The 23,527-nt window shown below is 63.4% G+C and carries 20 protein-coding genes; 10 read left to right on the top strand and 10 right to left on the bottom strand.

All coding sequences use genetic code 11. The annotated features are described in order from the left end of the window. Positions 1 to 341: 341 nt before the first annotated feature. The 6 genes from F1735_RS00550 (at position 342) to F1735_RS00525 (ending at position 7,713) form a co-directional block, all read left to right on the top strand. Entirely contained in the window at positions 342 to 2,165 is a 1,824-nt protein-coding gene (locus tag F1735_RS00550) for a type I secretion system permease/ATPase (RefSeq protein ID WP_167235096.1), read from the top strand. A gap of 4 nt (positions 2,166 to 2,169) precedes the next feature. Further along, the gene (locus tag F1735_RS00545; protein ID WP_167235095.1) at positions 2,170 to 3,525 is read left to right on the top strand and encodes an HlyD family type I secretion periplasmic adaptor subunit; all 1,356 of its coding nucleotides are present in this window, start codon (positions 2,170 to 2,172) and stop codon (positions 3,523 to 3,525) included. Between the two features lies 1 nt (position 3,526). Next, positions 3,527 to 4,873 carry a TolC family outer membrane protein gene (locus tag F1735_RS00540; protein ID WP_229505566.1) on the top strand — a complete coding sequence of 449 codons (1,347 nt, stop codon included), beginning with the start codon at positions 3,527 to 3,529 and terminating at the stop codon, positions 4,871 to 4,873. A 55-nt stretch (positions 4,874 to 4,928) separates the two neighbouring features. Beyond that, positions 4,929 to 5,135, top strand: a complete 207-nt coding sequence (locus F1735_RS00535) for a DUF6447 family protein (RefSeq protein WP_167235094.1) — start codon at positions 4,929 to 4,931, stop codon at positions 5,133 to 5,135. 151 nt (positions 5,136 to 5,286) lie between these two features. After that, a complete protein-coding gene (locus tag F1735_RS00530) occupies positions 5,287 to 6,708 on the top strand; it encodes a mannose-1-phosphate guanylyltransferase/mannose-6-phosphate isomerase (RefSeq protein WP_167235093.1) in 1,422 nt (473 codons plus the stop codon). Between the two features lie 714 nt (positions 6,709 to 7,422). Then, complete coding sequence (locus tag F1735_RS00525; RefSeq protein ID WP_167235092.1) at positions 7,423 to 7,713, top strand: PAAR domain-containing protein; 291 nt, start codon at positions 7,423 to 7,425, stop codon at positions 7,711 to 7,713. A 229-nt stretch (positions 7,714 to 7,942) separates the two neighbouring features. On the opposite strand, the gene F1735_RS00520 is transcribed toward F1735_RS00525, so the two are convergent. Then, positions 7,943 to 8,836, bottom strand: a complete 894-nt coding sequence (locus F1735_RS00520) for a LysR family transcriptional regulator (RefSeq protein WP_167235091.1) — start codon at positions 8,834 to 8,836, stop codon at positions 7,943 to 7,945. Between the two features lie 120 nt (positions 8,837 to 8,956). On the opposite strand from F1735_RS00520, the gene F1735_RS00515 reads away from it, so the two are divergent. Continuing rightward, positions 8,957 to 9,391 (top strand): PACE efflux transporter, encoded by a 435-nt coding sequence (locus tag F1735_RS00515; RefSeq protein WP_187364106.1) that lies wholly within the window; start codon positions 8,957 to 8,959, stop codon positions 9,389 to 9,391. 53 nt (positions 9,392 to 9,444) lie between these two features. Here the strand turns inward: F1735_RS00515 and F1735_RS00510 are convergent, their stop codons facing one another. From F1735_RS00510 to F1735_RS00490, 5 genes are all read right to left on the bottom strand, one after another. Next, positions 9,445 to 9,690, bottom strand: coding sequence for a hypothetical protein (locus F1735_RS00510; protein ID WP_167235090.1), 246 nt, complete (start codon positions 9,688 to 9,690; stop codon positions 9,445 to 9,447). Further along, complete coding sequence (locus F1735_RS00505; RefSeq protein WP_167235089.1) at positions 9,691 to 10,269, bottom strand: hypothetical protein; 579 nt, start codon at positions 10,267 to 10,269, stop codon at positions 9,691 to 9,693. An 81-nt stretch (positions 10,270 to 10,350) separates the two neighbouring features. After that, on the bottom strand, positions 10,351 to 10,881 hold the full coding sequence (locus tag F1735_RS00500) for a GNAT family N-acetyltransferase (protein ID WP_167235088.1): 531 nt from the start codon (positions 10,879 to 10,881) through the stop codon (positions 10,351 to 10,353). 4 nt (positions 10,882 to 10,885) lie between these two features. Then, entirely contained in the window at positions 10,886 to 11,371 is a 486-nt protein-coding gene (locus F1735_RS00495; protein WP_229505572.1) for a helix-turn-helix domain-containing protein, read from the bottom strand. A 135-nt stretch (positions 11,372 to 11,506) separates the two neighbouring features. Further along, positions 11,507 to 12,412: a sulfurtransferase gene (locus F1735_RS00490; RefSeq protein WP_167235087.1), complete on the bottom strand. Its 906-nt coding sequence runs from the start codon at positions 12,410 to 12,412 to the stop codon at positions 11,507 to 11,509. A gap of 159 nt (positions 12,413 to 12,571) precedes the next feature. Here F1735_RS00490 and dnaE point away from each other — a divergent pair, with 159 nt between their 5' ends. Then, a complete protein-coding gene (gene dnaE / locus F1735_RS00485) occupies positions 12,572 to 16,123 on the top strand; it encodes a DNA polymerase III subunit alpha (RefSeq protein ID WP_167235086.1) in 3,552 nt (1,183 codons plus the stop codon). A 15-nt stretch (positions 16,124 to 16,138) separates the two neighbouring features. Here the strand turns inward: dnaE and F1735_RS00480 are convergent, their stop codons facing one another. From F1735_RS00480 to F1735_RS00465, 4 genes are all read right to left on the bottom strand, one after another. Beyond that, on the bottom strand, positions 16,139 to 17,242 hold the full coding sequence (locus F1735_RS00480; RefSeq protein WP_167235085.1) for a glycosyltransferase family 2 protein: 1,104 nt from the start codon (positions 17,240 to 17,242) through the stop codon (positions 16,139 to 16,141). An 8-nt stretch (positions 17,243 to 17,250) separates the two neighbouring features. Beyond that, positions 17,251 to 18,066 carry a glycosyltransferase family 2 protein gene (locus F1735_RS00475; protein ID WP_229505565.1) on the bottom strand — a complete coding sequence of 272 codons (816 nt, stop codon included), beginning with the start codon at positions 18,064 to 18,066 and terminating at the stop codon, positions 17,251 to 17,253. A gap of 128 nt (positions 18,067 to 18,194) precedes the next feature. After that, the gene (locus F1735_RS00470; RefSeq protein ID WP_167235083.1) at positions 18,195 to 19,007 is read right to left on the bottom strand and encodes a glycosyltransferase family 2 protein; all 813 of its coding nucleotides are present in this window, start codon (positions 19,005 to 19,007) and stop codon (positions 18,195 to 18,197) included. Further along, positions 19,008 to 20,270 (bottom strand): O-antigen ligase family protein, encoded by a 1,263-nt coding sequence (locus F1735_RS00465; RefSeq protein WP_167235082.1) that lies wholly within the window; start codon positions 20,268 to 20,270, stop codon positions 19,008 to 19,010. It lies immediately after the preceding gene. Between the two features lie 342 nt (positions 20,271 to 20,612). On the opposite strand from F1735_RS00465, the gene msbA reads away from it, so the two are divergent. Next, a complete protein-coding gene (gene msbA, locus F1735_RS00460) occupies positions 20,613 to 22,355 on the top strand; it encodes a lipid A export permease/ATP-binding protein MsbA (protein ID WP_167235081.1) in 1,743 nt (580 codons plus the stop codon). Beyond that, entirely contained in the window at positions 22,352 to 23,380 is a 1,029-nt protein-coding gene (gene waaF / locus F1735_RS00455; RefSeq protein WP_167235080.1) for a lipopolysaccharide heptosyltransferase II, read from the top strand. Before msbA ends, waaF begins: the two co-directional genes overlap by 4 nt. Positions 23,381 to 23,527 lie beyond the last annotated feature (147 nt).

Genomic DNA, 23,527 nt, shown 5'->3' with positions numbered 1-23,527 from the left:
ATACGTAGCAAAGAACCGCAGGCTTCGGCCTGTGGTTCGATGCAAGCGAAAGGCCAGGCTTCACCGCCTGGCCTTTTTTTATCGACCCGCCGTTCGTGCCGGGTTTGACTGCGGCATTCATGCTGCGTTCAGTTAATCTTCTCTGGTGTAAAAACCTCCTTTATGCTAACCTTTCGAACTTGTGATCCACATCACATTTCCCAGCGGATTTTTTGACATCCTGACGCCCTTGCCGATGTGCCGCCGTTGACGCGGCTGGCGTGACGCTCACCAGGATCGGGAAGTTGCCGCCGTCCGCGCTGTCCCCCTCGTGAATTACTAATGAATTGTGTTGGTCTCTAATGAAAAAACTTCTCGACAAGCAGAACGAAATTGGGCAGGCACTGCTCGCGTTCAAGGGCACCTTCTATACCATCGGCGTGTTCAGCGCGATCACCAATTTGCTGATGCTGGTGCCGTCCCTGTACATGCTGCAGGTGTATGACCGCGTGCTGGCCAGCCAGAACGAAATCACCCTGCTGATGCTGACCTTGCTCATGCTGGGCGCCTATGTGCTCATGAGCGCCCTGGAATTCATGCGCAGCATGATCCTGGTGCGGGTCGGCGCGCGCTTCGACATGAAGATGAACAAACGCGTGTACACCGCCGCGTTCGAGCGCAACCTGAAAAAGGCCGGCGGCAATGCCGGCCAGGCCTTGAGCGACCTGACCAACATCCGCCAGTTTCTTACCGGCAGTGCGCTGTTTGCCTTCTTCGACGCGCCCTGGTTTCCGCTGTACCTGATCGTGATTTTCTTCTTCCAGCCCCTGCTGGGCTGGTTCGCCCTGGGCGGCACCGCGATCCTGGTGGTCCTGGCGGTCGTCAACGAGCGCGTCTCGCACAAGCCGCTGGCTGAAGCGAGCACCATGTCCATCGTGGCCGGCAACCTGGCCACCAACAACCTGCGCAACGCCGAAGTCATCGAAGCGATGGGCATGCTGCCCCAGTTGCAGGCGCGCTGGTACAAAGTCCACAGCAAATTCCTGCAGTTGCAGGCTGAAGCCAGTGAAAAAGCCGGCACCGTCGGCGCCATCACGAAGTTCGTGCAAACCTCGCTGCAATCGCTCATTCTCGGCTTTGGCGCCTTGCTGGTCATCGAAGGCAAGCTGACGCCGGGCATGATGATCGCCGCCTCGATCCTGGTGGGCCGCGCCATGGCGCCGGTGCAGCAAGTGATCGCCGTATGGAAATCGGTGGCCGGTGTGCGCAGTTCTTACGAGCGCCTGACCGCCTTGCTGGAAGAAAATGAAGAGCGCAAGGAAGGCATGCCCCTGCCGCCGCCGGTCGGCAACCTGTTGATCGACAACATCACCGCCGGTCCTCCGGGCGCGACCCACCCTGTGCTCAAAGGCGTCAGTTTCGCCATCGCTCCGGGCGACGTGCTCGGCGTGGTCGGCCCCAGCGGTTCGGGCAAGTCGACCCTGGCGCGCCTGATGGTCGGCGTGTGGCCGGCCCTGATCGGCAAGGTGCGCCTCGATGGCGCCGATATCTACCACTGGAACAAAGACCAGCTCGGCCCTCACCTCGGCTATCTGCCGCAGGATATTGAACTGTTTGGCGGCACGGTCAGCGAAAACATCGCCCGTTTCGGCGAGATCGATCCCGAGCAGGTGGTGCTGGCCGCCAAGCGCACCGGCGTGCATGACATGATCCTGAAAATGCCGAACGGTTACGATACCGTCCTCGGCGACGGCGGCGCCGGCCTGTCCGGCGGCCAGAAGCAGCGCCTGGGCCTGGCCCGCGCCCTGTATGGCGACCCGGCCCTGCTGGTGCTCGACGAACCGAACTCGAACCTGGATGACCAGGGCGAACACGCCCTGATGCAGGCGGTCCAGGACATGCGTCAGCGCGGCAAGACCATTGTGCTCATTACCCACCGTCCGGCCGCGATCAATGTCTCGACCAAGCTGCTGGTGTTGCGTGACGGCGCGGTGCAGATGTTCGGCCCGACCGCCCAGGTATTGCAGGCGATTCAGGAAGCGAACCAGAAAATGCTGGAAGCGCAGCAACAGCAGCAGCGCCAGCAGCAAGCGGGCCAGCCGGGTCAGCCACCGGGCCAGCCGGGCCAGCCGGGCCAGGCCCAGCCTGCCCAGGCAAGCGCGCCAGTAACAACGGAAAAGGAATAAGAACATGAGCAACATTCAAACCAGAAATGTCACCGACGTCGTTGTCCGCGACGTCGAGCCCGAGGTCGCCAGCGTCGACTCGAAAAAATACTCGCGCATGGGCTGGATCATCGTGCTGGTCGGCGTGCTCGGCTTCATTCTGTGGGCCTCGTTCGCCCCGCTCGACCGCGGCGTGCCGATGTCGGGCACCGTGGCCACCGAAACGAGCCGCAAGACCGTCCAGCATTTGACCGGCGGCATTGTGGAAGACATCCTGGTCAAGGATGGCGACGTGGTCAAGGCTGGCCAGGTGCTGGTGCGCATCAATCCGACCGTGGCCCGTTCCGCGATCGAAATGACGCGCACCCAGTATTTCAGCGCGCTGGCGGCGGAAGCGCGCCTGCAAGCCGAGCGCGGCGGCAAGAGCCAGCCAAGCTTCCCCAAGGAACTGCTCGATAACAAGGACGACCCGCGCGCCAAGGAATCGATGGAAGCCCAGACCCAGCTGATGGCCTCGCGCCAGACCAGCCTGAAGAACGAACTGGCCGCGCTGGAAGAAAACGCCGCCGGCCTGAAGGCGCAGACCAAGGGCTTGCAGGAATCGATGGCCTCGAAAAAGAGCCAGGGCGTGATCATCAAGGAGCAGCTCGAGGGCATGCGCGAACTGGCCAAGGATGGCTACATTCCGCGCTCGCGCCTGCTGGAAATGGAACGCACCTTCATGGCGGTGCAAGGCACCATTTCCGAAGATATCGGCAATATCAGCCGCGCCCAGAACCAGTTGATGGAACTGAGCCTGCGCCGCATCGTGCGCACCCAGGAATACCAGAAGGAAGTCGGCACCCAGCTCGCTGACGTGCAAAAGGAAACCAGCGCCCTGGCCAGCCGTATGCTGGCCCAGGATTTCGACCTGGCCAACGCCGAAGTCAAGGCGCCGGTCAATGGCGTGGTGGTCGGCTTGCAGATCTTTACCAAGGGCGGCGTGATCGGCCCCGGCGCGCGCATGATGGATATCGTGCCGACCTCGGATGCGATGGTGGTCGAAGGCCAATTGCCGGTCAACCTGATCGACAAGGTGCAGGTCGGCTTGCCGGTCGAATTCATTTTCTCGGCCTTCAATACCAACAAGACGCCGCACATTCCCGGCATCGTGACCCAGGTCTCGGCCGATCGTACCGTCGACGAGCGTACCGGCATGCCATACTATAAGATCAAAGCCCGCGTGACACCGGAAGGCGCCAAGCTGATCGCTTCGCACAAACTCGATATCCAGTCCGGCATGCCGGCCGAATTGTTCGTCAAGACCGGTGAGCGCACCATGATGAATTACCTGTTCAAGCCGGTCTTCGACCGCGCCAAGACATCCCTGTCGGAGGATTAAGATGACGTTTGGACTGACCATGTTTCGCATCACCGCCCAGGGCCGCATGAAGGCCGCCGCCGCCGCTGCACTCTTGCTGGCCAGCGCCGGCGCGTCGGCCATCAATCTGCAGCAGGCTTACGAGCAGGCGCTGCAGAACGACCCGACCTACCGTTCGGCGTTCTATGAGAACCAGAGCGGCAAGGAAAACGCGATCCTTGGCCGGGTCGGCCTGCTGCCGAACGTGCAGGCCAACTACAATGCGAGCAAGAACCGCGCCGATATCGAAACCGCGCTTTCGCTGACGCATCCTCAATACATCAGCCGGGTGTCCACCATCCAGCTGCGCCAGACCCTGTTCAACGTGGACGCCTACGCGCGCTACAAGCAGGGCAAGGCCCAGGCCCTGCTGAGCGACCAGGTGTTCAGCCTGCGCGGCCAGGAAGTGCTGATCCGCGTCATCAGCGCCTATTTCGACGCCCTGTTCGCGGACGAACAAGTGGCGCTCAACACCGCCCAGCGCGACGCATACGCCGAGCAAAGCACGGTCAACGAGCGCTTGCTCAAGCATGGCGAAGGCACCCGCACCGACGTGCTCGAAGTGCAGGCGCGCCTGGAACTGTCGGAAGCGAACCTGATCGAAGCGAAGGATAACCAGGCGACCTCGCGCAACACCCTGGCCGGCCTGATCGGCGGCGAACCCGGCACCCTGGTCGGCCTGAACGACAACTTCCGCGCGCTGCCGCTGGCGCCGAACAATGTGCAGGAGTGGAAGAGCCTGGCGCTCAAGGAAAATCCCGAGCTCCAGGCCCAGACCACCGCGCTCGAAGTGGCCAGGCAGGAAATCCTGAAAGCCCGCGCCGGCCATGCACCGCGCCTGGACTTTGTGGCCAGCTACAGCAAGAACGCGTCGGAGACGATCAATACCTTCAATCAGGATTCGACCGTGCGCGCGATCGGCATCCAGCTCAACGTGCCGCTGTACTCGGGCGGCTCGGTCAACGCCACCTCGCGCCAGGCCGTGGCCGGGCTGGAACGCGCGCGCGCCGACCTGCAAGGCAAGACCGACAAGACCTTGATCGAAGTGAGCAAGCAGTTTTCGGCGGTCCAGAGCAGCATTGCCAAGATCAACGCCCTGAACCGCGCGGTGGAATCGAGCAAGCTGCTGATCAAGGCGACCGAACAGAGCATCAAGGGCGGCGTGCGCATCAACCTGGACTTGCTCAATGCCCAGCAACAGCTGTTTACGGCCAAGCGCGACCTTGCGCAAGCGCGATATAACTATATGATGGCGTCGCTGCGCTTGCGCGCGGCCGCCGGAACCCTGGACGCGAGCGACGTGAGCCGCACCGCATCCTACTTCCGCTGATCAACCCCCAGCCGGCGGCCACGTGGCGCCGGCCATTTTTATCATAAGAGGAAACATGAGCACCAACGAACTTGAAATTACCACCGGCGGCCTGAGCTACAAAGTGTCGGACCTGTCCCCGGAAGCGCAACAGCAAGTGACCAACCTGCGTTACGTCGAGTCGGAAATCGCCCGCCTGAACGCCCAGCTGGCCGTGTATGAAACCGCGCGCGGCACCTACAAGACCGTGTTGAAAGACCTGCTGCCAAAAACAGCGCAATAAGACCCACCGGACCCTCCGCTGCGCCGTCCTGGCGCTGCGGGCGGGTTGCTGCGATTCCTCCGGTGCATACAATGATGTAGAATGCGCAACGTTATTTGCGTAGTCACATCAATCGCCGGGCGATCCGGCATGCATGCCTAAAGGAACCGCTGTGAAACTCATCCCTACCATTCTTTGCGGCGGTGCCGGCTCGCGCCTGTGGCCCGTTTCCCGCGAACTTCACCCGAAACCCTTCATCCGCCTGGCCGATGGCCAAAGCCTGCTGCAAAAAGCCTGGCTGCGCGGCGCCGCCCTGCCCGAGGTGGCGCAAGTGCTGACCGTGACCAACCGCGAACTGTTCTTCAAGACCGAAGACGATTACCGCGCCGTCGCCAAAGGCCACCAGGCGTTGTCGAACAGCTACATCCTGGAACCGTTCGGCCGCAACACCGCGCCCGCGATCGCCGCCGCCGCCCTGCACGTGGCCGCCACGCACGGTCCGGACGCCGTGCTGCTGGTGCTGGCCGCCGACCATTTGATTGCCGACCAGGCCGCTTTTGGCGCCGCCGTGGCCCAGGCCATTCCGCTGGCCCGGTCCGGCCGCCTGGTGACCTTCGGCATCGAACCGCATGCGCCCGAGACCGGCTTCGGCTACATCGAGGCGGACGGCAACACGGTGCTGCGCTTCGTCGAAAAGCCGAGCCTGGAAAAAGCCCGCGAGTATCTGGCCAGCGGACGCTACCTGTGGAATTCGGGCATGTTCTGCTTTACCGCCGGCAGCATGATCGCCGAGATGGAATTGCACTGCCCGCAGATCCTGGCCGCCACGCGCGCCTGCCTGGCCGAGTCGCGCAGCGCGGCCGGCAAGAATTTTACCCAGTGCGAACTGGACGCGGCCGCTTTCGAGCAAGTTGCCGACGACTCGATCGATTACGCGGTGATGGAAAAATCGGCCAAGGTGTCGGTGGTGCCGTGCAATATCGGCTGGAGCGACATTGGTTCCTGGAACGCGCTGGGCGAATTGATCGCGCCGGACGCCGACGGCAACCGCATCGATGGCGACGTGCGCCTGCACGATGTGAGCGATTGCTTCATCCAGAGCAATGAGCGCCTGGTGGGCGCGGTTGGCGTCAGTAACCTGATCATCGTCGACACGCCGGACGCCTTGCTGGTGGCCGACCGCAGCCGGGTGCAGGACGTCAAGCATTTGTACGTGAGCCTCAAATCCGAAGGGCACGACGTACACAAGCTGCACCGCACCGTACACCGTCCGTGGGGCACGTATACGGTGCTGGAAGACAGCACCCGCTTCAAGATCAAGCGCATCGAAGTCAAGCCGGGCGCCAGCCTGAGCCTGCAGATGCACCATCACCGCAGCGAGCACTGGATCGTGGTCAGCGGCATGGCCAAGGTGGTCAACGGGGATCGCGAATTGTTCGTCTCGACCAATGAGTCGACCTATATTCCGGCCGGCCACAAGCACCGCCTGGAAAACCCGGGCGTGCTCGACCTGGTGATGATTGAAGTGCAGAGCGGCGATTACCTGGGCGAGGACGATATCGTGCGCTTCCAGGACAACTACGGGCGCGTTTGATAGATTCGCTGGCGCTGTTCCGGCCACAAAGCTAAAAACCGTCATTCCCGCCTTCGCGGGAATGACGGTTTTGAGGTTAACGCTGTCGCATAATGCGATAGCTTGGCGTCATTTCCCCCAAGGGGTAGGTGAGAAAGCCCCCCCGTTGTTATGCCAACGCTGCCTTATCCCGCTCCGGATGACACTGCGGGCACGACTTCTCATACACATACAGCGGCGACAGCCTGGCACCCGCGCCGGTGGCACGACCGTTTCATTGATTTCATCAGCGTGACAAGATGTGGCTGGAGAGGGATTTGATATTCGTAATGGCATTTTTCGGAAAAATTGAATCGCCGTGATTCCGTAGGATAAAATAAACTGCCATTTAGGCAACATCGCTTCTTCACGTCGAGATATCCCGCAACGGACCTTCGCGCAATCTGAGAGGCAGTCGGACAAGTCTGTTTATATATGTTGGAAACACTGGTAACGCCGGGCGAGCAGCCACGGTCCCACAACGAACGAACAGGAAACCATGCAACCCCATTCCGACGACGTCACCTTCGATTTTCTCCCGCAGTTTGTAGACCAGAAGGGGCCAGAAAGCCGGACACGATGTTTTCTGCCGCAGCGGCCTCAGGAATTTACGTCCCGTGGAAGAACACAGTGCCCATGGCTTTGTAGTCTTGCAAGTGGAAGGGCGATGCGCGAATTTTCTCAGGAGATTTGAGCATGCCTCAAGCTGCACGACTGGGCGATTTGATTGGCCATACGCCCCCTGGCGACGGCCCCAAAGGTGGCGGCGGCGGAGATCAGACTGGCAAGATTATCGGCCCTTGTTCCGGCAACGTGTTCACCAATGGCATCAAAGCGGCCCGAGCGCACGTCGACAAGACGGTGTGCTCAAAACATGACCAGGCGCCGCCGCCGATTGCGACCGGCAGTGCCACGGTGTTTATCAATAGTTTACCCGCAGCCAGGGTGGGCGACAAAACTGTCTGCAGTGCCTTCATGGGTAGATAGCGGCCAGGAATAGCCGTTCAACACGCTTTTGAGCATCGCCCGCAGCGACCGATGCAGGCCTCAGAGGTTGAGAGTTTTTCGGGCGTGCCCGAGCAGCGCGCCAGAGAGTGGCCGAGCTAGGCGCAAAGCACAGCCATAGCTCGGGCTATGGCGAGCATTTGCAACGACGAGCGGGCGCTTTCTGGCGTGATGAGCGGGCATGATCGAAAGACTCTCAGCCTCTCAGGCATCAACGGCCCGTTTCGCGGTATTGGCTAAATACCTGACCCATGAAATCGACGACTGCCCTGACCCGCGCGCTGGTGCGCAAACCGCCGTGCATCGATAGCCAGATATCCTGGTCCAGCTCGGGAATATGCGCAATTGCGGCCACCAGATCGTGCTGGTCATTGGCGAGAAAGGTGGCAAGCACGCCCAAGCCCGCGCCATGGGCCACGCCATCGAGAATGCCCAGTCCGTAACTGCATCGCATCCAGGGCACCGGACCGCCGGGCAGTGCGCGCAGCCAGCGGCCCGACTGGAACTCCGCGCGCGGCTCATCGAAACCGACGAACGGCATGCTTGCCCATTGCTGGTTCGCAAAGGCAGCCGCATGGCGCGTGGCAACATCGCGGCTGCAATACAGCCCGAACGACAAGGTGCCGATATGGCGGGTGACGAGGTCGAGCTGCTCGGGCCGATAAGGGCGAATCGCAATATCGGCTTCGCGCCGCGCCAGGCTGTAGGGCCGGTGGGAGGTGACGATTTCCACTTCGACGTTGGGATAGGCCTCATGAAATGGCGCGAACCGGGTCGTCAAGAAATACGATAGCCACTCGTCGGTATTGATCCGTACCACGCCGGAAGCGGCATGGGCGTTCTGGCGATCGCGCGTGCGCTCGACTTCCAGTGCGATCTCGCCCATTTGGTCGGCTAAAGCGACAACATCGGCGCCAAAGGCGGTTGGAATGCAACCGCCCTGGAAACGCTCGACGAGTTTCTGCCCGACCGCTTCTTCCAGGGCGTCAAGCCGGCGCGATAGCGTAGCCGGGCTGAGCCCGGCTTTCCGGGCGGCTCCCCGCAAGGTGCCTTCCTGTGCGATCAACGACAACAAACGCAGGTCATCCCAGTTCAGGTGTTTCATATTTGGAGCATGATGGCGCGATTTTACCTCTATGTGACCATTTATCGAGTATGCGATCATGCTGCCGAAACGTCAACCGGGTAGCCGGACGATGTCCGTAACGACAAACAAAGGATTTACATGCGCACATTCCGCGATCGCGTCAGGCACGCGCTTCTCTTCGAGGGCGTGGCCCTGGCCATCTTCATTCCCGGATCGGCACTCGTCTTCGACCAGCCGATCGAGCACATGGGCGTGATCGGCATTGCGTCGGCGACCATCGCCACGCTCTGGAATTTCGTCTTCAACATGGGATTCGACCGCGCCATGCTGCGCCTGCGCGGCAGCGTGCATAAAACGATGGCCATCCGGATCGCACACACCTTCCTGTTCGAGGCGGGACTGGTGATCATGCTGATCCCGATGATCGCCTGGTACCTGGGAATTGGCCTGTGGGCAGCGTTCTTGATGGATCTGGCGATCGTGACCTTCTACCTGGTCTACGGATTCCTGTTCAACATCGCCTACGACCGCCTGTTTCCCATCAATGCCGTGGCGGTGCCGTGCGCAGCTTGAGGGCCGCAAAACAGATGAGCGAGCAGGCAAGCGAAAGGAAGGCCTGATGCATTTTAGCGGCCCTCCCAGCGGCTCGTCGCTGGGTCATAGGTAACTCTGCCGTTTCGCCGCAATGCTTGCAACCGCTCATTCAACGTCATGTCGGCGCTCTCACCTGGCGATACCCCGGCCCGACGTCGATCGAGGCGCAGCGCTTCGTCACGGACAGCAACTACTGCCAATATTTCACCCAGATACAATGGGCGTTTCCCGAGCGCTTCAAGAATCAACGTGTCGATCGTTGAAAAGTCGGTCTTCAACTAACTTCCGACTATCAAAGAAAACTCTGTCTGGCTTTTTGGATCCAGCCCCTCGAAAAAATGTTCGTCGGCGTCGGCGAAGAATTCGCAGGACAGATTATTGAGTTTAAACAGAAAAATCCCCATCATGAGCTTTTGTCCAGACTCGCCGATAACGAGCTCCAGCAAATCGTCATCGTCTTTCCACCTTGCTTCGTAAGTGACAGTAATCGGTGTCGGAAAAATTTCACGCTCTGGCTGCCATCCGTTATTTCCGGGCGATATATGCTCGTTGTGTTCGGTAACCGCAGTGACGAAATGTTCGTATTGGTCAAACTTCCGCTGGCCCAGGGACCAATAAACATCGTTCATTAACATGTGGAGCCTTCTATCATTTCGAATGACGGCTTGTGGCCGATCTCTGCCGATTGTACTCGATGGAAAAGTTGGGTAGGCCACGTCGGCAGCGCCCGATCCGAAGCCCGCATCCGGCCTGGATTGGTTCTGACGATAGGTCCACATATCAAGGACCTGATCACAGGCGGCAAGGATGCCTGGATTGAAGCTCCCGCGTTGCCGGTTGCTGAAGGGATTAAACATGGCTGGAGCCTGACAGCTAACGACTTCTTCTGCCCGTTTGAAGACATTGGGACAGGCCCAAGAGCCAAGCCAACGATCTCATCAGGCGCGCCCGGCTCCGATCCTCTTCCAGTACAACAATGTGCCCGTCAGGCCACCGTGCGGTTTGAGCGCGAAATCGGGAATTTCTCCCGTCAGCGTAAAACCATGTTTCTCGTAGAGCCCGGCCGCGCCGCCCTCGCTGGCGGTATCGAGCACCAGCAGGGTCTTGCCGCGCTCCACGGCGGCGGCTTCGGCAGCACGTAGCAGGGCTGCCGCGATGCCGCGTCCACGGCAACGCGGCACAGTCATCATCTTGGCGATTTCCGCGCGGTGCGGCTGGTTGGGCGGGCAGTCGAGCAGCAGACTCACCGTCGCCACCAGTTGATCATCGTCGAAAGCGCCGAACACGATGCGCTGGCCATCCGCAGCCGCTAGCAGCGCGCGCTCCCAGAAGGAGCGCGCTTCCCGGGCGGCCAGCGGATGCATGAAGCCGACCGAGCCGCCGTGCGCGACAACCTCTGACAGCAATGCGGCCAGGTTCCCGATCAGCGCCGGAGTGGCGGCCAGCGGACGAATCTGTAGGATTTTCATGCGCTCAACTCCTTGAAAGTACAACGACGTAACGGCAGGTGTTTGCCCCATCGTTGGCGATTGTCACCTCGGACGGTGGCCCGAAGCCGAGGCAGTCGCCGCTTTCCAGCAGGTGCTGCTCGCCGCCTTCAAGTACGCTCAACGGCCCCGCCTGGACCCAGATCGCCTGGCGGATGTGCGCGTACGACGAGGCCGGCAGCACGACGCGCTGGCCGGGTGGCATGTCAACTTGCACGATTTCGACTGGATGGTCGGGACGCGCGAAGACCTGCCTGCGCAAGTAGCCGCTGGCCGGGTCGCGCCAGACGGCCTGCTGCGCCGCGCGCACTACGCGGCTGGCGTCGTCATGGCCTTCGGCGCGCAGCAACAGGCCGGCCAGGGACAGGTCGAAGGCGCCGGCCTGCCGCACCAGAATAACGGCCGTGGGGCTGGTTTCCGCGCGCTCGATCTTACTGATGGTGGCCTTTGCCACGCCGGACTTGCTTGCCAGATCGGCCAGCTACCAGCAGCGCGCATCGCGTTCGAGGCGAACCCTGCGGGCTAGTGCCGCACTCACATCGTCCATTAAAGTATTCGTTCGTCCACTAGTTAACGTTATGGGAGAGGGGGCCTGGACGCCTTGGTTTTACACCGCCGCCTGATCCCGCTCCGGATGGCACTGCGGACACGATTTTTCGTACACGTACAGCGGTGAGAGCTGGTCGCGCGGCGTCACCACCGCGCGGCAGGCGAAGCACTGCACCGTCGTCACCGTCGCCTCTAACTGCGGATTGAGCGCGGTGCGGTAGTCGAACACGAAGCAGTCGCCCTTGTAATGGGCGCCGCCGACTTCCTCGAAATACTTCAAGATCCCGCCGTCGAGCTGGTACACGCTCTCGTAGCCGATATTTTTCATGTGGATCGCCGCCTTTTCGCAGCGGATGCCGCCGGTGCAAAACGTCACCACGGTCTTGCCTTGCAATTGCTCGCGGTGCTGCGCCACCACCTCGGGAAACTCGCTGAACTTGTCGATCCGGTAGTCCAGGGTGTTTTCAAACGTGCCCACATCGACCTCGAAGGCATTGCGCGTTTCCATCATCACCACCTCGCGGCCTTCATCGTCGACGCCGTTGTCGAGCCAGCGCTTGAGCGTGCTCGCCTCGACCGCCGGCGCGCGCCCCTTTTCGGGCTGGATCAGCGGCATGCGCATGGTGATGATTTCTTTCTTGATCTTCACCAGCATGCGCTTGTGCGACTGCTCTTCCGAATAGCTTTCCTTGACCTCGATATCGGCAAAGCGCGCATCGGCGCGGACCCACGCCAGGTACTCGTCGATGTGCGAGCGCGGGCCGGACAGGAACATATTGATTCCCTCCGGCGTCAACAGAATCGTGCCCTTGAGCGCCAGGCGCTTGCAGATATCCTGGTACAGGGGACGCATTTCCTCAATGTTGTCGAAAGTGACAAACTTGTAGGCGGCGATATTGACGTGAGCGGCAGCTGCGGCGATGGCGGCATGCGCTTCAGCTTGTAAAGCAGTATTAGCTTGCATGGGAGCGAAGGATCGGTGGACGATCGGAAAACGGGGAAGCCGATATTATAGAACAATGTCCACGTTGGCATCAGGGGTATGTGGCGGCGCCACGCGCTTTTCTCGCGCAAGCCGCCAGCGCGGTAAAATAGCACTCTTTGTACAGCAGGCGAAACACACATGAGTACCGATGTCATCGAAGCCGGGAGCGCCACGCTCGCCGCGCCAGCCAAGCCGGCCGCACCGGCCTTCGTCCACCTGCGTGTACATTCCGAGTATTCGATCGTCGATGGCCTGGTGCGCATCGACGACATCGTCGCCGCCGCCGCCAAGGACAAGCAGCCGGCCTTGGCCATGACCGACCTGGCCAACCTGTTCGGCATGGTCAAGTTCTACAAATCGGCGCGCGGCAAGGGCATCAAGCCGGTCATCGGCGTGGACGCCTGGATTAGCAACGACGACAACCGCGACAAGCCATCGCGCCTGCTGCTGCTGGCCAAGAACCGCATGGGCTACCTGCAGCTGTGCGAACTGCTCTCCAAAGCCTGGCTGAGCAACCAGCACAAGGGCCGCGCCGAAATCCGCCCCGAGTGGCTCGAGGCGCTGGCCGCCAGCGCTTCGACCCTGTCGCCCGGCGAGAGCCAGGCCAATGGCCTGATCGTGCTCTCGGGCGCGCACTTCGGCGACGTCGGCACCGCCATCGAAAACGGCAACCTGGCCCTGGCCGAACGCTGCGCCCAGCGCTGGGCGGCGGTCTTTCCCGGCCACTTCTACATCGAAGTGCAGCGCGCCGGCCAGCCCAACCAGGAAGCCCAGGTGCGCCACGCGGTCGCGCTGGCCGCCAAACTGGGCCTGCCGGTGGTCGCCACCCACCCGATCCAGTTCCTCTCGCCCGAAGAATTCATCGCCCACGAAGCGCGCACCTGCATCGCCGAAGGCGAAATGCTGGCCAACGCCAAACGGGTCAAGCGCTTCAACGAAGAGATGCGCTTCAAGTCGCAGGCCGAGATGGCCGAGCTGTTCGCCGACATGCCGGCGGCCCTGGCCAACTCGGTCGAAATCGCCAAGCGCTGCAACGTCGTGCTCACCCTCGGCAAGCCGCAACTGCCGAACTTCCCCACGCCGCCCGGCATGACGATCGACCAGTTCCTGGTCTCCGAATCGCAGGCCGGCCTGGAACAGCGCCTGCTTCACCTGTACCCGGACCCGGTCAAGCGCGAAGCGGCGCGCCCGCGCTACGAAGCGCGCCTCAAGTTCGAGACCGATACGATCTGTAACATGAAGTTCCCCGGCTACTTCCTGATCGTGGCCGAGTTCATCAAGTGGGCCAAGGAAAACGGCGTGCCGGTCGGCCCGGGCCGCGGTTCGGGCGCCGGTTCGCTGGTGGCGTATTCGCTGCTCATCACCGATCTCGATCCCTTGCAGTACAACCTGCTGTTCGAACGCTTCTTGAATCCCGAACGCGTCTCGATGCCCGACTTCGACATCGACTTTTGCCAGGAAGGGCGCGACAAGGTCATCCAGCACGTCAAGGACTTGTACGGCAAGGAGGCGGTCTCGCAGATCGCCACCTTCGGTACCATGGCGGCCAAGGGCGCGATCCGCGACGTCGGCCGCGTGCTCGATTTCGGCTACAACTTCTGCGACGGCATCTCCAAGCTGATTCCCTTCAAGCCGGGCAAGCCGGTGACGATCGCCGACGCCATCGAAGAAGAACCGATGCTCAAGGAGCGCCTCGAGAACGAGGACGAGGTCAAGCAGTTGCTGGCGCTGGCGCAGCAGGTCGAAGGCATCGCCCGTAACATCGGCATGCACGCAGGCGGCGTGCTGATCGCCCCCGGCAAGCTCACCGACTTCTGCCCGCTGTACACCCAGGGCGGCGACTCCGGCGTGGTCTCGCAGTACGACAAGGACGACGTGGAGGCCGTGGGCCTGGTCAAGTTCGACTTTTTGGGCCTGACCACGCTCACCATTCTCGACCGCGCGGTACGCTACATCAAGCAGCTCGACCCGGCCAACGCCGACTTCGCGCTCGAAAAGCTGCCGCTCAACGACAAGGCGTCCTACGAGCTGCTGACCAAGGCCAAGACGGTTGCGGTATTCCAGCTCGAGTCGCGCGGCATGCAGGGCATGCTGAAAGACGCGCGTCCCGACCGCTTCGAGGACATCATCGCGCTCGTCGCGCTGTATCGTCCCGGCCCGATGGACCTGATTCCCGACTTCTGCAAGCGCAAGCACGGCGAGCGTTTCGACTATCCCGACCCGCGCACCGAATCCATTTTGTCCGAAACCTACGGCATCATGGTGTATCAGGAGCAGGTCATGCAGATGGCGCAGATCGTCGGCGGCTACTCGCTCGGCGGCGCCGACATGCTGCGCCGCGCGATGGGCAAAAAGAAGGCCGAAGAGATGGCCGAGCACCGCGAGATCTTCCGCGCCGGTGCCGCCAAGGATGGCCTGACGGCCGAAAAGGCCGACGAGATTTTCGACTTGATGGAAAAGTTCGCCGGCTACGGCTTTAACAAGTCGCACGCCGCCGCCTACGCGCTGCTGTCGTACCACACGGCCTACCTGAAGGCGCACCACACGGCCGCCTTCATGGCCGCCAACCTGTCGCTGGCGATGGACGACACCGACAAGATCAAGATCCTGGTCGAGGACTCGCTGGACGTGTGCGGCCTCACGCTGCTGCCGCCCGATATCAACCATTCCGACTACCGCTTCATGCCGGAAGGTCCGCCACCGTCCGTCACCGGCAAGCGCGTCACCAACATCCGTTACGGGCTGGGCGCGGTCAAGGGCTCGGGCCAGTCGGCGATCGAGGCGATCATCGCCGCGCGCACGGCCGGCGGGCCGTTCACCGACCTGTTCGATTTCTGCAAGCGGGTCGACCGCAAGCAGATCAACCGCCGCACCATCGAATCCCTGATCCGCAGCGGCGCGTTCGACTGCTTCAAGGTCGACCGCGCGATCTTGCTGGCCTCGGTGCCGTTCGCGGTCGAAGTGGCCGACCAGGCCTCGGCCTCGGTCAACCAGGTCAGCCTGTTCGGCGGCGACGACAGCGACCTGGTGGCCCCGCCGGAGTACGTCAAGGCGACCCCGTGGACCGACCGCCAGAAGCTGTCCGAAGAAAAGATCGCGCTCGGCTTTTACCTGTCGGGGCACATGTTCGATTCGTTTGCGACCGAGGCGCGGCGCTTTGCGCGCACCAAGCTGACCGACCTGGAACCGTCGCGCGAGCCGCGCATGATGTGCGGCGTGATCACCGGCGTGCGCACCCAGATGACCCAGCGCGGCAAGATCCTGATCGTCTCGCTCGACGACAAGAGCGGCACGGTGGAAGTGACGGTGTACAGCGAAGTGGTCGAGTCGAACAAGAACATCTTCAAGGAAGACGAGTTTTTGGCGGTGGTGGGCAAGGTGTCGGAAGACCGCTTCAACGGCGGCTTGCGCATCACGGCCGAGAAGGTGTTCGACCTGACCTCGGCGCGCGTGCATTACGGGCGCCAGCTCGGCTTGTACCTGCCGGGCAAGGTGGCTTCGTCGAAGATCGCCGAAGTGCTGCAACCGTACCGCGCCATGACTGGCTTGCCGGTCGCGATGCGGGTCAAGCCGCAGGGCGTCGATTGCACCTTGCAGTTCGGGGACGACTGGCGGGTGGCGCCGTCGGACGCATTGACACTGGCGCTGGAACAGGTGCTGGGGGCACGCGAGGTCGCGGTGGAGTATTAAGCGGCCGGGCGGCGCTCAAAAAACGGCCGCCGCCTTTTGATTCCTGCGAAAGCGCCGCCATACCTTGATCTTGCGGCTCGCCGTCTGCCTGACCCGGAACACGAAACTCCCCGCCAGCGCGCGTTCCACCTGGCGGATCATGCGCACATCGTGCTCGCGGTCCACCGATACCGTCTGCGCCGCGCGCACCGCCGCCAGCATGCTGGCGCAGTCGCCGAACAGGCTCTCCATGAACACCGCTTTGATGGCGGCGCGCACGCGCCGCCCGCTTGCGCGCGGCAATTCGTACGAGTCCTTGACCACGCCGATAAAAAAATACCCGGCCGCGATATCGAAGTGGGTCTTCACCGATGCATCAACCCCACGCCGCTCCAGATGCTCGCGCGCGACCAGCAGCGCCCCCGCCAGGTCCAGGCACCACTTCTCGGAAATGAGCTTGGTGATGCTGGCCGGGTGCTGGCGGTAGTCGATGATCGGATGCGGCAGGTACAGCAGACTGGCGCACTGGCTCAATAGCCGGGGCAGTGTGGACACGTCCTCGAATACGCGCCCGGGCGGGAACACGGGCGCTTCCAGCTGCTCATACACGGCGCGCTTGAAGACTTTGGCCCACACATACATCTGGCGGTCGGCAAAAAACGTATTGAGGATGGTGGCCTGGTCGCGCAGCAGCGCATGCGGATAGCGCAGGCCGACCCGGTGCGATTTGTCTTCCTGATCCGGCAGCCACACGCGGAAGTCGCAGGCGATGACGTCCGGATGGTGCGCGTCGATGGCCTGCTCGAGCGCCGCCAGCGAGCCGGCCAGCAGGCGGTCGTCGCTGTCGACGAACACGATGTACTCGCCGCGGGCAGCGGCCAGGCCCTGGTTGCGCGCCACCGCGATACCCTGGTTGTCCTGCGCCAGCACCGTGTATGCCACCTGCGGGCATGCCTCGAGCAGGGTGCGCACGCGCGCCAGGGTGGCGTCGCGCGAGCCGTCGTCGATGACGATCAGCTCATGGCGCGGCCCCATCTGGTCGAGCACCGATGCCAGGCACGCCACGATGTAGTTCTGCACATTCCAGGCGGGGACGATGATGCTCAATAGCGGCAGCGGCGCTGCGGCGTGCATGCTCATGGACGCAGTCAGCGCGCCAGCCCGACCGGCGCGCGAATGATCTTGTCGACCTGGCTCTGGTACACCAGCTTGTCGTGATGGGCCGCCTGGTCGCGATTGCGCTCCTTGTGCCACAGGTGGAACACCTCGGTGGCGAAGGCGCCGTCCTTGCGCCGCACGCCGGCGTTAAACAGGCGCACCACGAAATCGGCATCTTCATGACCCCAGCCGGAGAACGATTCGTCGAAACCGTTCACACGCTCGATGTCGCTGCGCCAGGCGCTCATGTTGCAGGACTTGATGCGGCGCATGGTAAAGCCGCGCCGCACCCGCCCCACGTCGGGCAGGCGGATTGCCAGCTGCAGGATCTTCTGGATATTCCCGGCGCGCCAGGCGCGCCACCACACGTCCAGGCCCGCCTCGTGCAAGTCGCGCTGTTCGGCCAGGGTGGCGCGGGTAAATTCGGGACACAGCAGCACGCGGCTGCCGGTGATCATGCAGCCCGCCTGCGCCAGGCGCCGGTGGCTGGCCACGAAATCCTTGCGCGGCACGCAGTCGCCGTCGAGGAAAATCACGTAATCGCCGCGCGCTGCCAGCACGCCCTGGTTGCGCGCGCGCGCCACGCGGAAACCGTCGTCGGGCTGCCACACATACACCAGGCGGCGCTGCGTACTCGCCGCGATGCGTTCGACGCAGTGGCGGGTCGCCTCGGTCGACCCATCGTCGGTGACGATGATCTCGAAATCCTCGTCATCCTGCGCCAGGCAGGCGCGCAGAACCGCGTCCAGGGCATCGGGCCGGTTGTAGGTGGTGACGATCAGAGAAATGGTGTGCGGACGTGACAAGATGGACTCCCGGTGAAACGACATTCACTGCCAGCGGCAGCGCCCAACGCGTACATACCTATTATACGTCCCCGCCGCGCAAGGTCCAGCGCTTACGGCATCAAAGCGGGACATCCACGCGCGCCATGTCACGCCAGTCCGCGCAGTGCGCGCACGGTGTGCCCGGCGGCGCGCTGGCGCACCAGCGCGCGGTTGCTCGAGGCTTCGTCGCGCGCGTTTTCGCGGTGCCACAAATGAAACACTTCGGTGGCAAACGCGCCATCCTTGCGGGCCACGCCGGCGTTAAACAGGCGCACCACGAAGTCGGCGTCCTCGTGCCCCCAGCCCTCGAAGCTTTGGTCGAAGCCGTTGACGGTGTCGATGTCGCTGCGCCAGGCCGCCATGTTGCAGCCCTTGATGCGGCGCCAGCTGAAGCGCTTTTGCACCCGCCCCAGGTCGGGCAGCTTGAACAGCAATTGCAGCACCTTGTTGAGGTGCCCGCGCGCGCGCAGGGCCAGCTTTTCGCCGACAGCGAGCGTGTGCAGGTCGCGCTTGTCAGCCAGCACGCGCTGCGTGAAGGCGTCGTCGAGCAGGATGCGGCTGCCGGTGACCATGCAGCCCGGCTGCGCCAGTGCGCGATGGCGCGCCACGAAATCGCGTTGCGGGATGCAGTCGCCGTCGAGCAGCACGATGTACTCGCCGCGCGAGGCCAGGATGCCCTGGTTGCGCGCCATCGCCAGCCGGAAGCCCTGGTCCGGCTGCCACACATGGCGCAGCGGCACCGTCGCCCGCGTTTGCAGGCGCGCGACACAGGCGCGGGTCGGCTCGCCCGAACCGTCGTCGGCGATGATGATTTCGAACTGCCTGTCGCTCTGCGCAAAGCAGGCGTCGACCACGGCTTCGAGCGCGTCGGGCCGGTTGTAGGTGGCGACGATGATGGAAATGAGGACGTCGGCGCGCATCTAGCTACCCTGCGAGGTGAACTTGCCCGGCGCCGTCTGCTGGCGTGCGCTCACATACAGGGAGCCGGCCAGCAGCAGGAACCAGTAGGCTTCCGTCACATCCCACAGCAGGCTGTTGAACGAGGAGCTGACCACATAGATCACCCACAGCAGCACCAGCGCATCGGCATGGAAGGAGCGCGTGCGCAGGGCCGGGCGCAGCAGGCTGCCCAGCATGGCGAAATACAGCAGCAGGCCGGGCACGCCAAGCTGCGCGGCGATCAGCAGGAATTCGCTGTGCGGCTGGTGGCGCGTATGTCCGAGTTTGTCCTCGGGCCAGTCGCGCAGCGCGGTCGGCGCATACACCTCGGCGAACGAGCCGGTCCCGAGGCCAGCGAGCGGGTGGGCGGCGATGATGCTGGAGCCGACCCGCAGATAACTCATGCGCAGGCCGTTGGGCGAGCGTTTCTGGTCGGTGCGCACCTCGGTGATCAGGTCATCGGTGCGCAGCTTGAAGTTGTTCGAGCTGGCGTAAAAACCCACGAACAGCAGCACGATGGCCGCCATGCCGCAGCTGGTGCGCAGCAGCGTAAAGCGCACCCGCAGCAGGAACAGCACCACCATGCCCGCGAACAGGGCGACGTAGCCGGTGCGGCCCTGGTTGAGGAAAATGATCGGGAAGCTGAACAGGATCCCGGCCGCCACGCACGCCACGCGCGCGCGCGCGCCCTGGACGTAGGTGGCGCCGAGCAGGCAGGTGACGGTGGCAAAACTGAGCAGGATGCCGATCGTGATGTGATTCTTGAACGAAAACGAATCCTTGGCGTCGCCGATGCGCCACCAGCCTTGTGGGGAGGCCGGCATCAGGTCGTGCCAGACCAGGTAGTTCGAGGTGGCCAGCACCGCCGCGCCGCCGAAAAACGCCGCCAGCGCGCGCGCCGGCATGGTGCGGTCGCGCATACTGGTGGCTACGGCAATCGGCAGCACCAGCAGGCGCGAATATTTTTTCAGGGCCGAGGCAATGTCCGCGTGCGGACCGATCGACCAGCTTGCGCCCAGCGCCAGCAGCGCCAGCAAACCGATCGCCAGCAGCGCCGGCGGGGTGCGTAGCGCAGCGCGCAGCGGGGCGCTGGTGGCCAGGGCAGCGACAAAACAGAGCAGGCAAAAACCGGCGAAGACATTCGTCAGCCAGGTGGAAAAGGGTACGCAGAACAGCGCCAGCAAGAGCAGGGTCTGGACCGCGCGCTCGAGCCGTGTAATCGGAAAACCGGGAGAATCTTGCATTTTGGCAATAGCCTTCTTAAGCGATCTGGGTCGTGCATGCCGCGCTGGCAGCGTGGCGACAGCGGGCGCCGGCCTTCGCGCCAGCGGCCCCCGTAAAATTCGTTCGCCATTTTACAGTACGCCCCGCAGGTGGCACGGCGCCGCCTGGCGCGCGCATGGGGAAGCGCCGCCGCGGCCCGATTTGGGACCGGCGAATGTTAGTTGTGGCCGCACCCGGACCGCGTGTGCGAGAATGTCGAGCCTCTGGTACAGGCCGCGTCTTTACAGGCGCGCCATGCCGCAACCGGACCAGGTTCGAAGGGTCTACTGGAATGGGCGCTAGCCTGAACGCGAAAGAAAACGATGGAAAATAGTGTCATAGTCCGGCGCCTGCTGGCTATCGTCAAACCGTACCGTGCGCGCGCGCTGATGTCGCTGCTGGCCATGGCCGGCACCGCCGTCACCGAGCCGGCGCTCGGCTACGCGCTGCAACTGCTGATCGACAAAGGCTTCGGTCCGCACCGGGTCGAATTTTCCCTGTGGCTGGTGCCGCTGGTGCTGCTGTCGATCTTCATCGGGCGCGGCATCTTCACCTTCTCCACCGCCTACCTGAACAACTGGGTGATCAGCCGCGTGCTCAACGACCTGCGGCGCATGGTGTTCGACCGCTTGCTGCGCCTGCCGGTGGCGCGCTTTCACGAAGAATCGACCGGCAAGATCATCAACGTCGTCATCGGCGACGTGCGCCAGGTGGTCGACATGATCAACTCCGTATTCGTAGCCTACGTGCGCGATTCGCTCGTCATCGCCGGCCTGCTGCTGATGCTGATGTGGACCAACTGGAAGCTGACCCTGATCGCGCTGGTGGTCATGCCGGTCACCGCCGCCATCGTGCGCACCACCGCCAAGCGCATGCGCCGCCTGAGCCGCGACAACCAGCGCGTGACCGCCGAAATGACCCAGGTGGTCGAAGAAGCGGCGCGCGGGCACCAGGTGATCCGCGTGTTCGCCGGCGAGCGTTACGAGCGCGAACGGTTCGAACAGCGCAGCGGCGCGCTGCTCGGCTTCTCGCAGCGCATCACGGTCGCCAGCGCCGCCACCGTGCCGGTCACCCAGAGCGCCACCGCGCTGGCGGTGTCGGTGGTGATCGTCATCGCCATGAGCTCCGGGATGACCCAGGGCGAATTCATCAGCTTCATCACCATGATGCTGATGCTGCTCGCGCCCCTCAAGTCGCTGGTGGGCGTGAACGGTCCGCTGCAGCGCGGCATGGCCGCCGCCGAAACCGTGTTCGCCATGATCGACACGCCGCTCGAAGCCGATCCCGGCAAGGTCGTCCTGGAGCGCGCGCGCGGTCATCTGCAGTTCCAGAACGTCCAGTTCCGCTACAGCGAGAACAACCCGCTGGCGCTCAACGATGTCACGCTCGACGTGCTGCCGGGGCAGACCGTGGCGCTGGTGGGCATGTCGGGCGGCGGCAAGTCGACCTTCGTGAACCTGGTGACGCGCTTTTACTCGCCTGAGAAAGGGCGCATCCTGCTCGACGGCGTGGCATATGAAGACATCACCCTGCCAAGCCTGCGCGCGCAGCTGGCCATGGTCAGCCAGAACGTGGTGCTGTTCGACGACACCCTGGGCGCCAACATCGCCTACGGCGCCGAACGGGTCGACCCGGCGCGCCTGGCCGCAGCCATCAAGGCGGCCCACCTGGACGATGTGGTGGCGGCCCTGCCGGAAGGCGTCAATACGCCGATCGGCGAAAACGGCATGCGCCTGTCGGGCGGCCAGCGCCAGCGCGTGGCGATCGCGCGCGCCATCTACAAGGACGCGCCGATCCTGATCCTGGACGAAGCCACCTCCGCCCTCGACAACGAATCCGAGCGCGCGGTGCAGGGCGCGCTCGACACCCTGATGGCCGGGCGCACCACGCTCGTCATCGCGCACCGCCTCTCGACCATCGAACGGGCCGACCGCATTGTGGTGCTCGACCAGGGGCGGATCGTGGAAGCGGGCCGCCATGACGAACTGCTGGCGCACGACGGCATGTACGCCAACCTGTACCGCCTGCAGTTCGCCAACAAGTCGGAAAACAAGGCCGAAGCATGAGCGAGGCACGCACCCTGGTCATCTCGCCGAACTGGATCGGCGACGCCGTCATGGCCCAGCCGCTGCTGCAACTGTTAAAGCGGCAGCATCCGGGGCGTCCGATCGACGTGCTGGCGCCGCCCTCGGTGGCGCCGGCGTGGCGCGCCATGATCGAGGTCGACAGCGTGCTCGAAACCCCGTTCCGCCACGGCGCGCTGCAACTGCGCGAGCGCTGGCGCTACGCCAAGGTGCTGCGCGCGCGCGGCTACGTCGACGCCTACGTGCTGCCCAACACGATCAAGTACGCCCTCATCCCCTGGCTGGCGGGCATCGCGCGCCGGGTCGGCTACAAGGGCGAGATGCGCTACGGCCTGCTCAACGTGGTCCATCACGACGACCGCCCGAAGCGCGCAATGGTGCCGTTCTACGCCGCCTTGGCCGCTGCGCCCGATGAGGCCTCGTACAGTGTACTGCGCGCCGCCGTGCCGCGCCCGGGCATGTGGGTCGATCCGCAGCAGATTGCCCTGGTGCGTGCGCGCCACGGCATGGGTGGGGCGGGGCGGCTGGTGGTGTTTGCGCCGGGCGCCGAATTCGGCGCCGCCAAGCGCTGGCCGGCGCGCCACTTCGCCGCGCTGGCGCAATCGGTGCGCGCACAGGACCCGTCGGCGCACATCGCCTTGCTCGGCTCGCCCAAGGACCGTGAAGCCTGCGCCGAGATCACGGCCCTCACCGGCACCGACGGCATCCACAACGTGGCCGGCGCCACCTCGCTCAGCGAAGCGATCGCGCTGATTGCCGGCGCGGCCGCGGTGGTGGCCAACGATTCCGGCCTGCTGCACATTGCCTCGGCGCTGAACCGGCCGGTGATTGCCCTGTACGGACCGACCGACCCCGACCACGCCCCCCCGTTTTCCGACGTCGCCCGTTCGATCTCGCTGCGGCTGGCCTGTTCGCCGTGCCGCCAGCGCGAATGCCCGCTGGGTCACCACGACTGCATGGAAAAGCTCGAGCCAGGCATGGTCTGGCACGAGCTACGCCAGATGTAAGCCCACCCCACCCCCGGTGTCAGGTCTGACATTCGGACACGAGCTCGACTTTAGATGCTGTCACCCCCGGTGTCTGACACCGGGTTTGATCAATGCCTGGCACCAAGTTTGACCATTTAAGGTCGAGGCCGTGTCCGAATGTCAGAC

Source organism: Massilia genomosp. 1 (assembly GCF_011682185.1).
Classification (GTDB): domain Bacteria; phylum Pseudomonadota; class Gammaproteobacteria; order Burkholderiales; family Burkholderiaceae_D; genus Telluria_A; species Telluria_A rubra.
This window is presented reverse-complemented; position numbering and strand designations above follow the sequence as displayed.

Excerpts from the sequence above, each read along its gene's own strand:
- F1735_RS00490 (WP_167235087.1), bottom strand. The coding sequence starts at position 12,412 with ATGCAAGCTAATACTGCTTTACAAGCTGAAGCGCATGCCGCCATCGCC.
- F1735_RS00480 (WP_167235085.1), bottom strand. The coding sequence starts at position 17,242 with ATGAGCATGCACGCCGCAGCGCCGCTGCCGCTATTGAGCATCATCGTC.
- F1735_RS00545 (WP_167235095.1), top strand. The coding sequence starts at position 2,170 with ATGAGCAACATTCAAACCAGAAATGTCACCGACGTCGTTGTCCGCGAC.
- F1735_RS00500 (WP_167235088.1), bottom strand. The coding sequence starts at position 10,881 with ATGAAAATCCTACAGATTCGTCCGCTGGCCGCCACTCCGGCGCTGATC.
- F1735_RS00520 (WP_167235091.1), bottom strand. The coding sequence starts at position 8,836 with ATGAAACACCTGAACTGGGATGACCTGCGTTTGTTGTCGTTGATCGCA.
- msbA (WP_167235081.1), top strand. The coding sequence starts at position 20,613 with ATGGAAAATAGTGTCATAGTCCGGCGCCTGCTGGCTATCGTCAAACCG.
- F1735_RS00535 (WP_167235094.1), top strand. The coding sequence starts at position 4,929 with ATGAGCACCAACGAACTTGAAATTACCACCGGCGGCCTGAGCTACAAA.
- F1735_RS00550 (WP_167235096.1), top strand. The coding sequence starts at position 342 with ATGAAAAAACTTCTCGACAAGCAGAACGAAATTGGGCAGGCACTGCTC.
- F1735_RS00505 (WP_167235089.1), bottom strand. The coding sequence starts at position 10,269 with ATGTTTAATCCCTTCAGCAACCGGCAACGCGGGAGCTTCAATCCAGGC.
- F1735_RS00515 (WP_187364106.1), top strand. The coding sequence starts at position 8,957 with ATGCGCACATTCCGCGATCGCGTCAGGCACGCGCTTCTCTTCGAGGGC.
- F1735_RS00540 (WP_229505566.1), top strand. The coding sequence starts at position 3,527 with ATGACGTTTGGACTGACCATGTTTCGCATCACCGCCCAGGGCCGCATG.
- dnaE (WP_167235086.1), top strand. The coding sequence starts at position 12,572 with ATGAGTACCGATGTCATCGAAGCCGGGAGCGCCACGCTCGCCGCGCCA.
- F1735_RS00465 (WP_167235082.1), bottom strand. The coding sequence starts at position 20,270 with ATGCAAGATTCTCCCGGTTTTCCGATTACACGGCTCGAGCGCGCGGTC.
- waaF (WP_167235080.1), top strand. The coding sequence starts at position 22,352 with ATGAGCGAGGCACGCACCCTGGTCATCTCGCCGAACTGGATCGGCGAC.
- F1735_RS00470 (WP_167235083.1), bottom strand. The coding sequence starts at position 19,007 with ATGCGCGCCGACGTCCTCATTTCCATCATCGTCGCCACCTACAACCGG.
- F1735_RS00525 (WP_167235092.1), top strand. The coding sequence starts at position 7,423 with ATGCCTCAAGCTGCACGACTGGGCGATTTGATTGGCCATACGCCCCCT.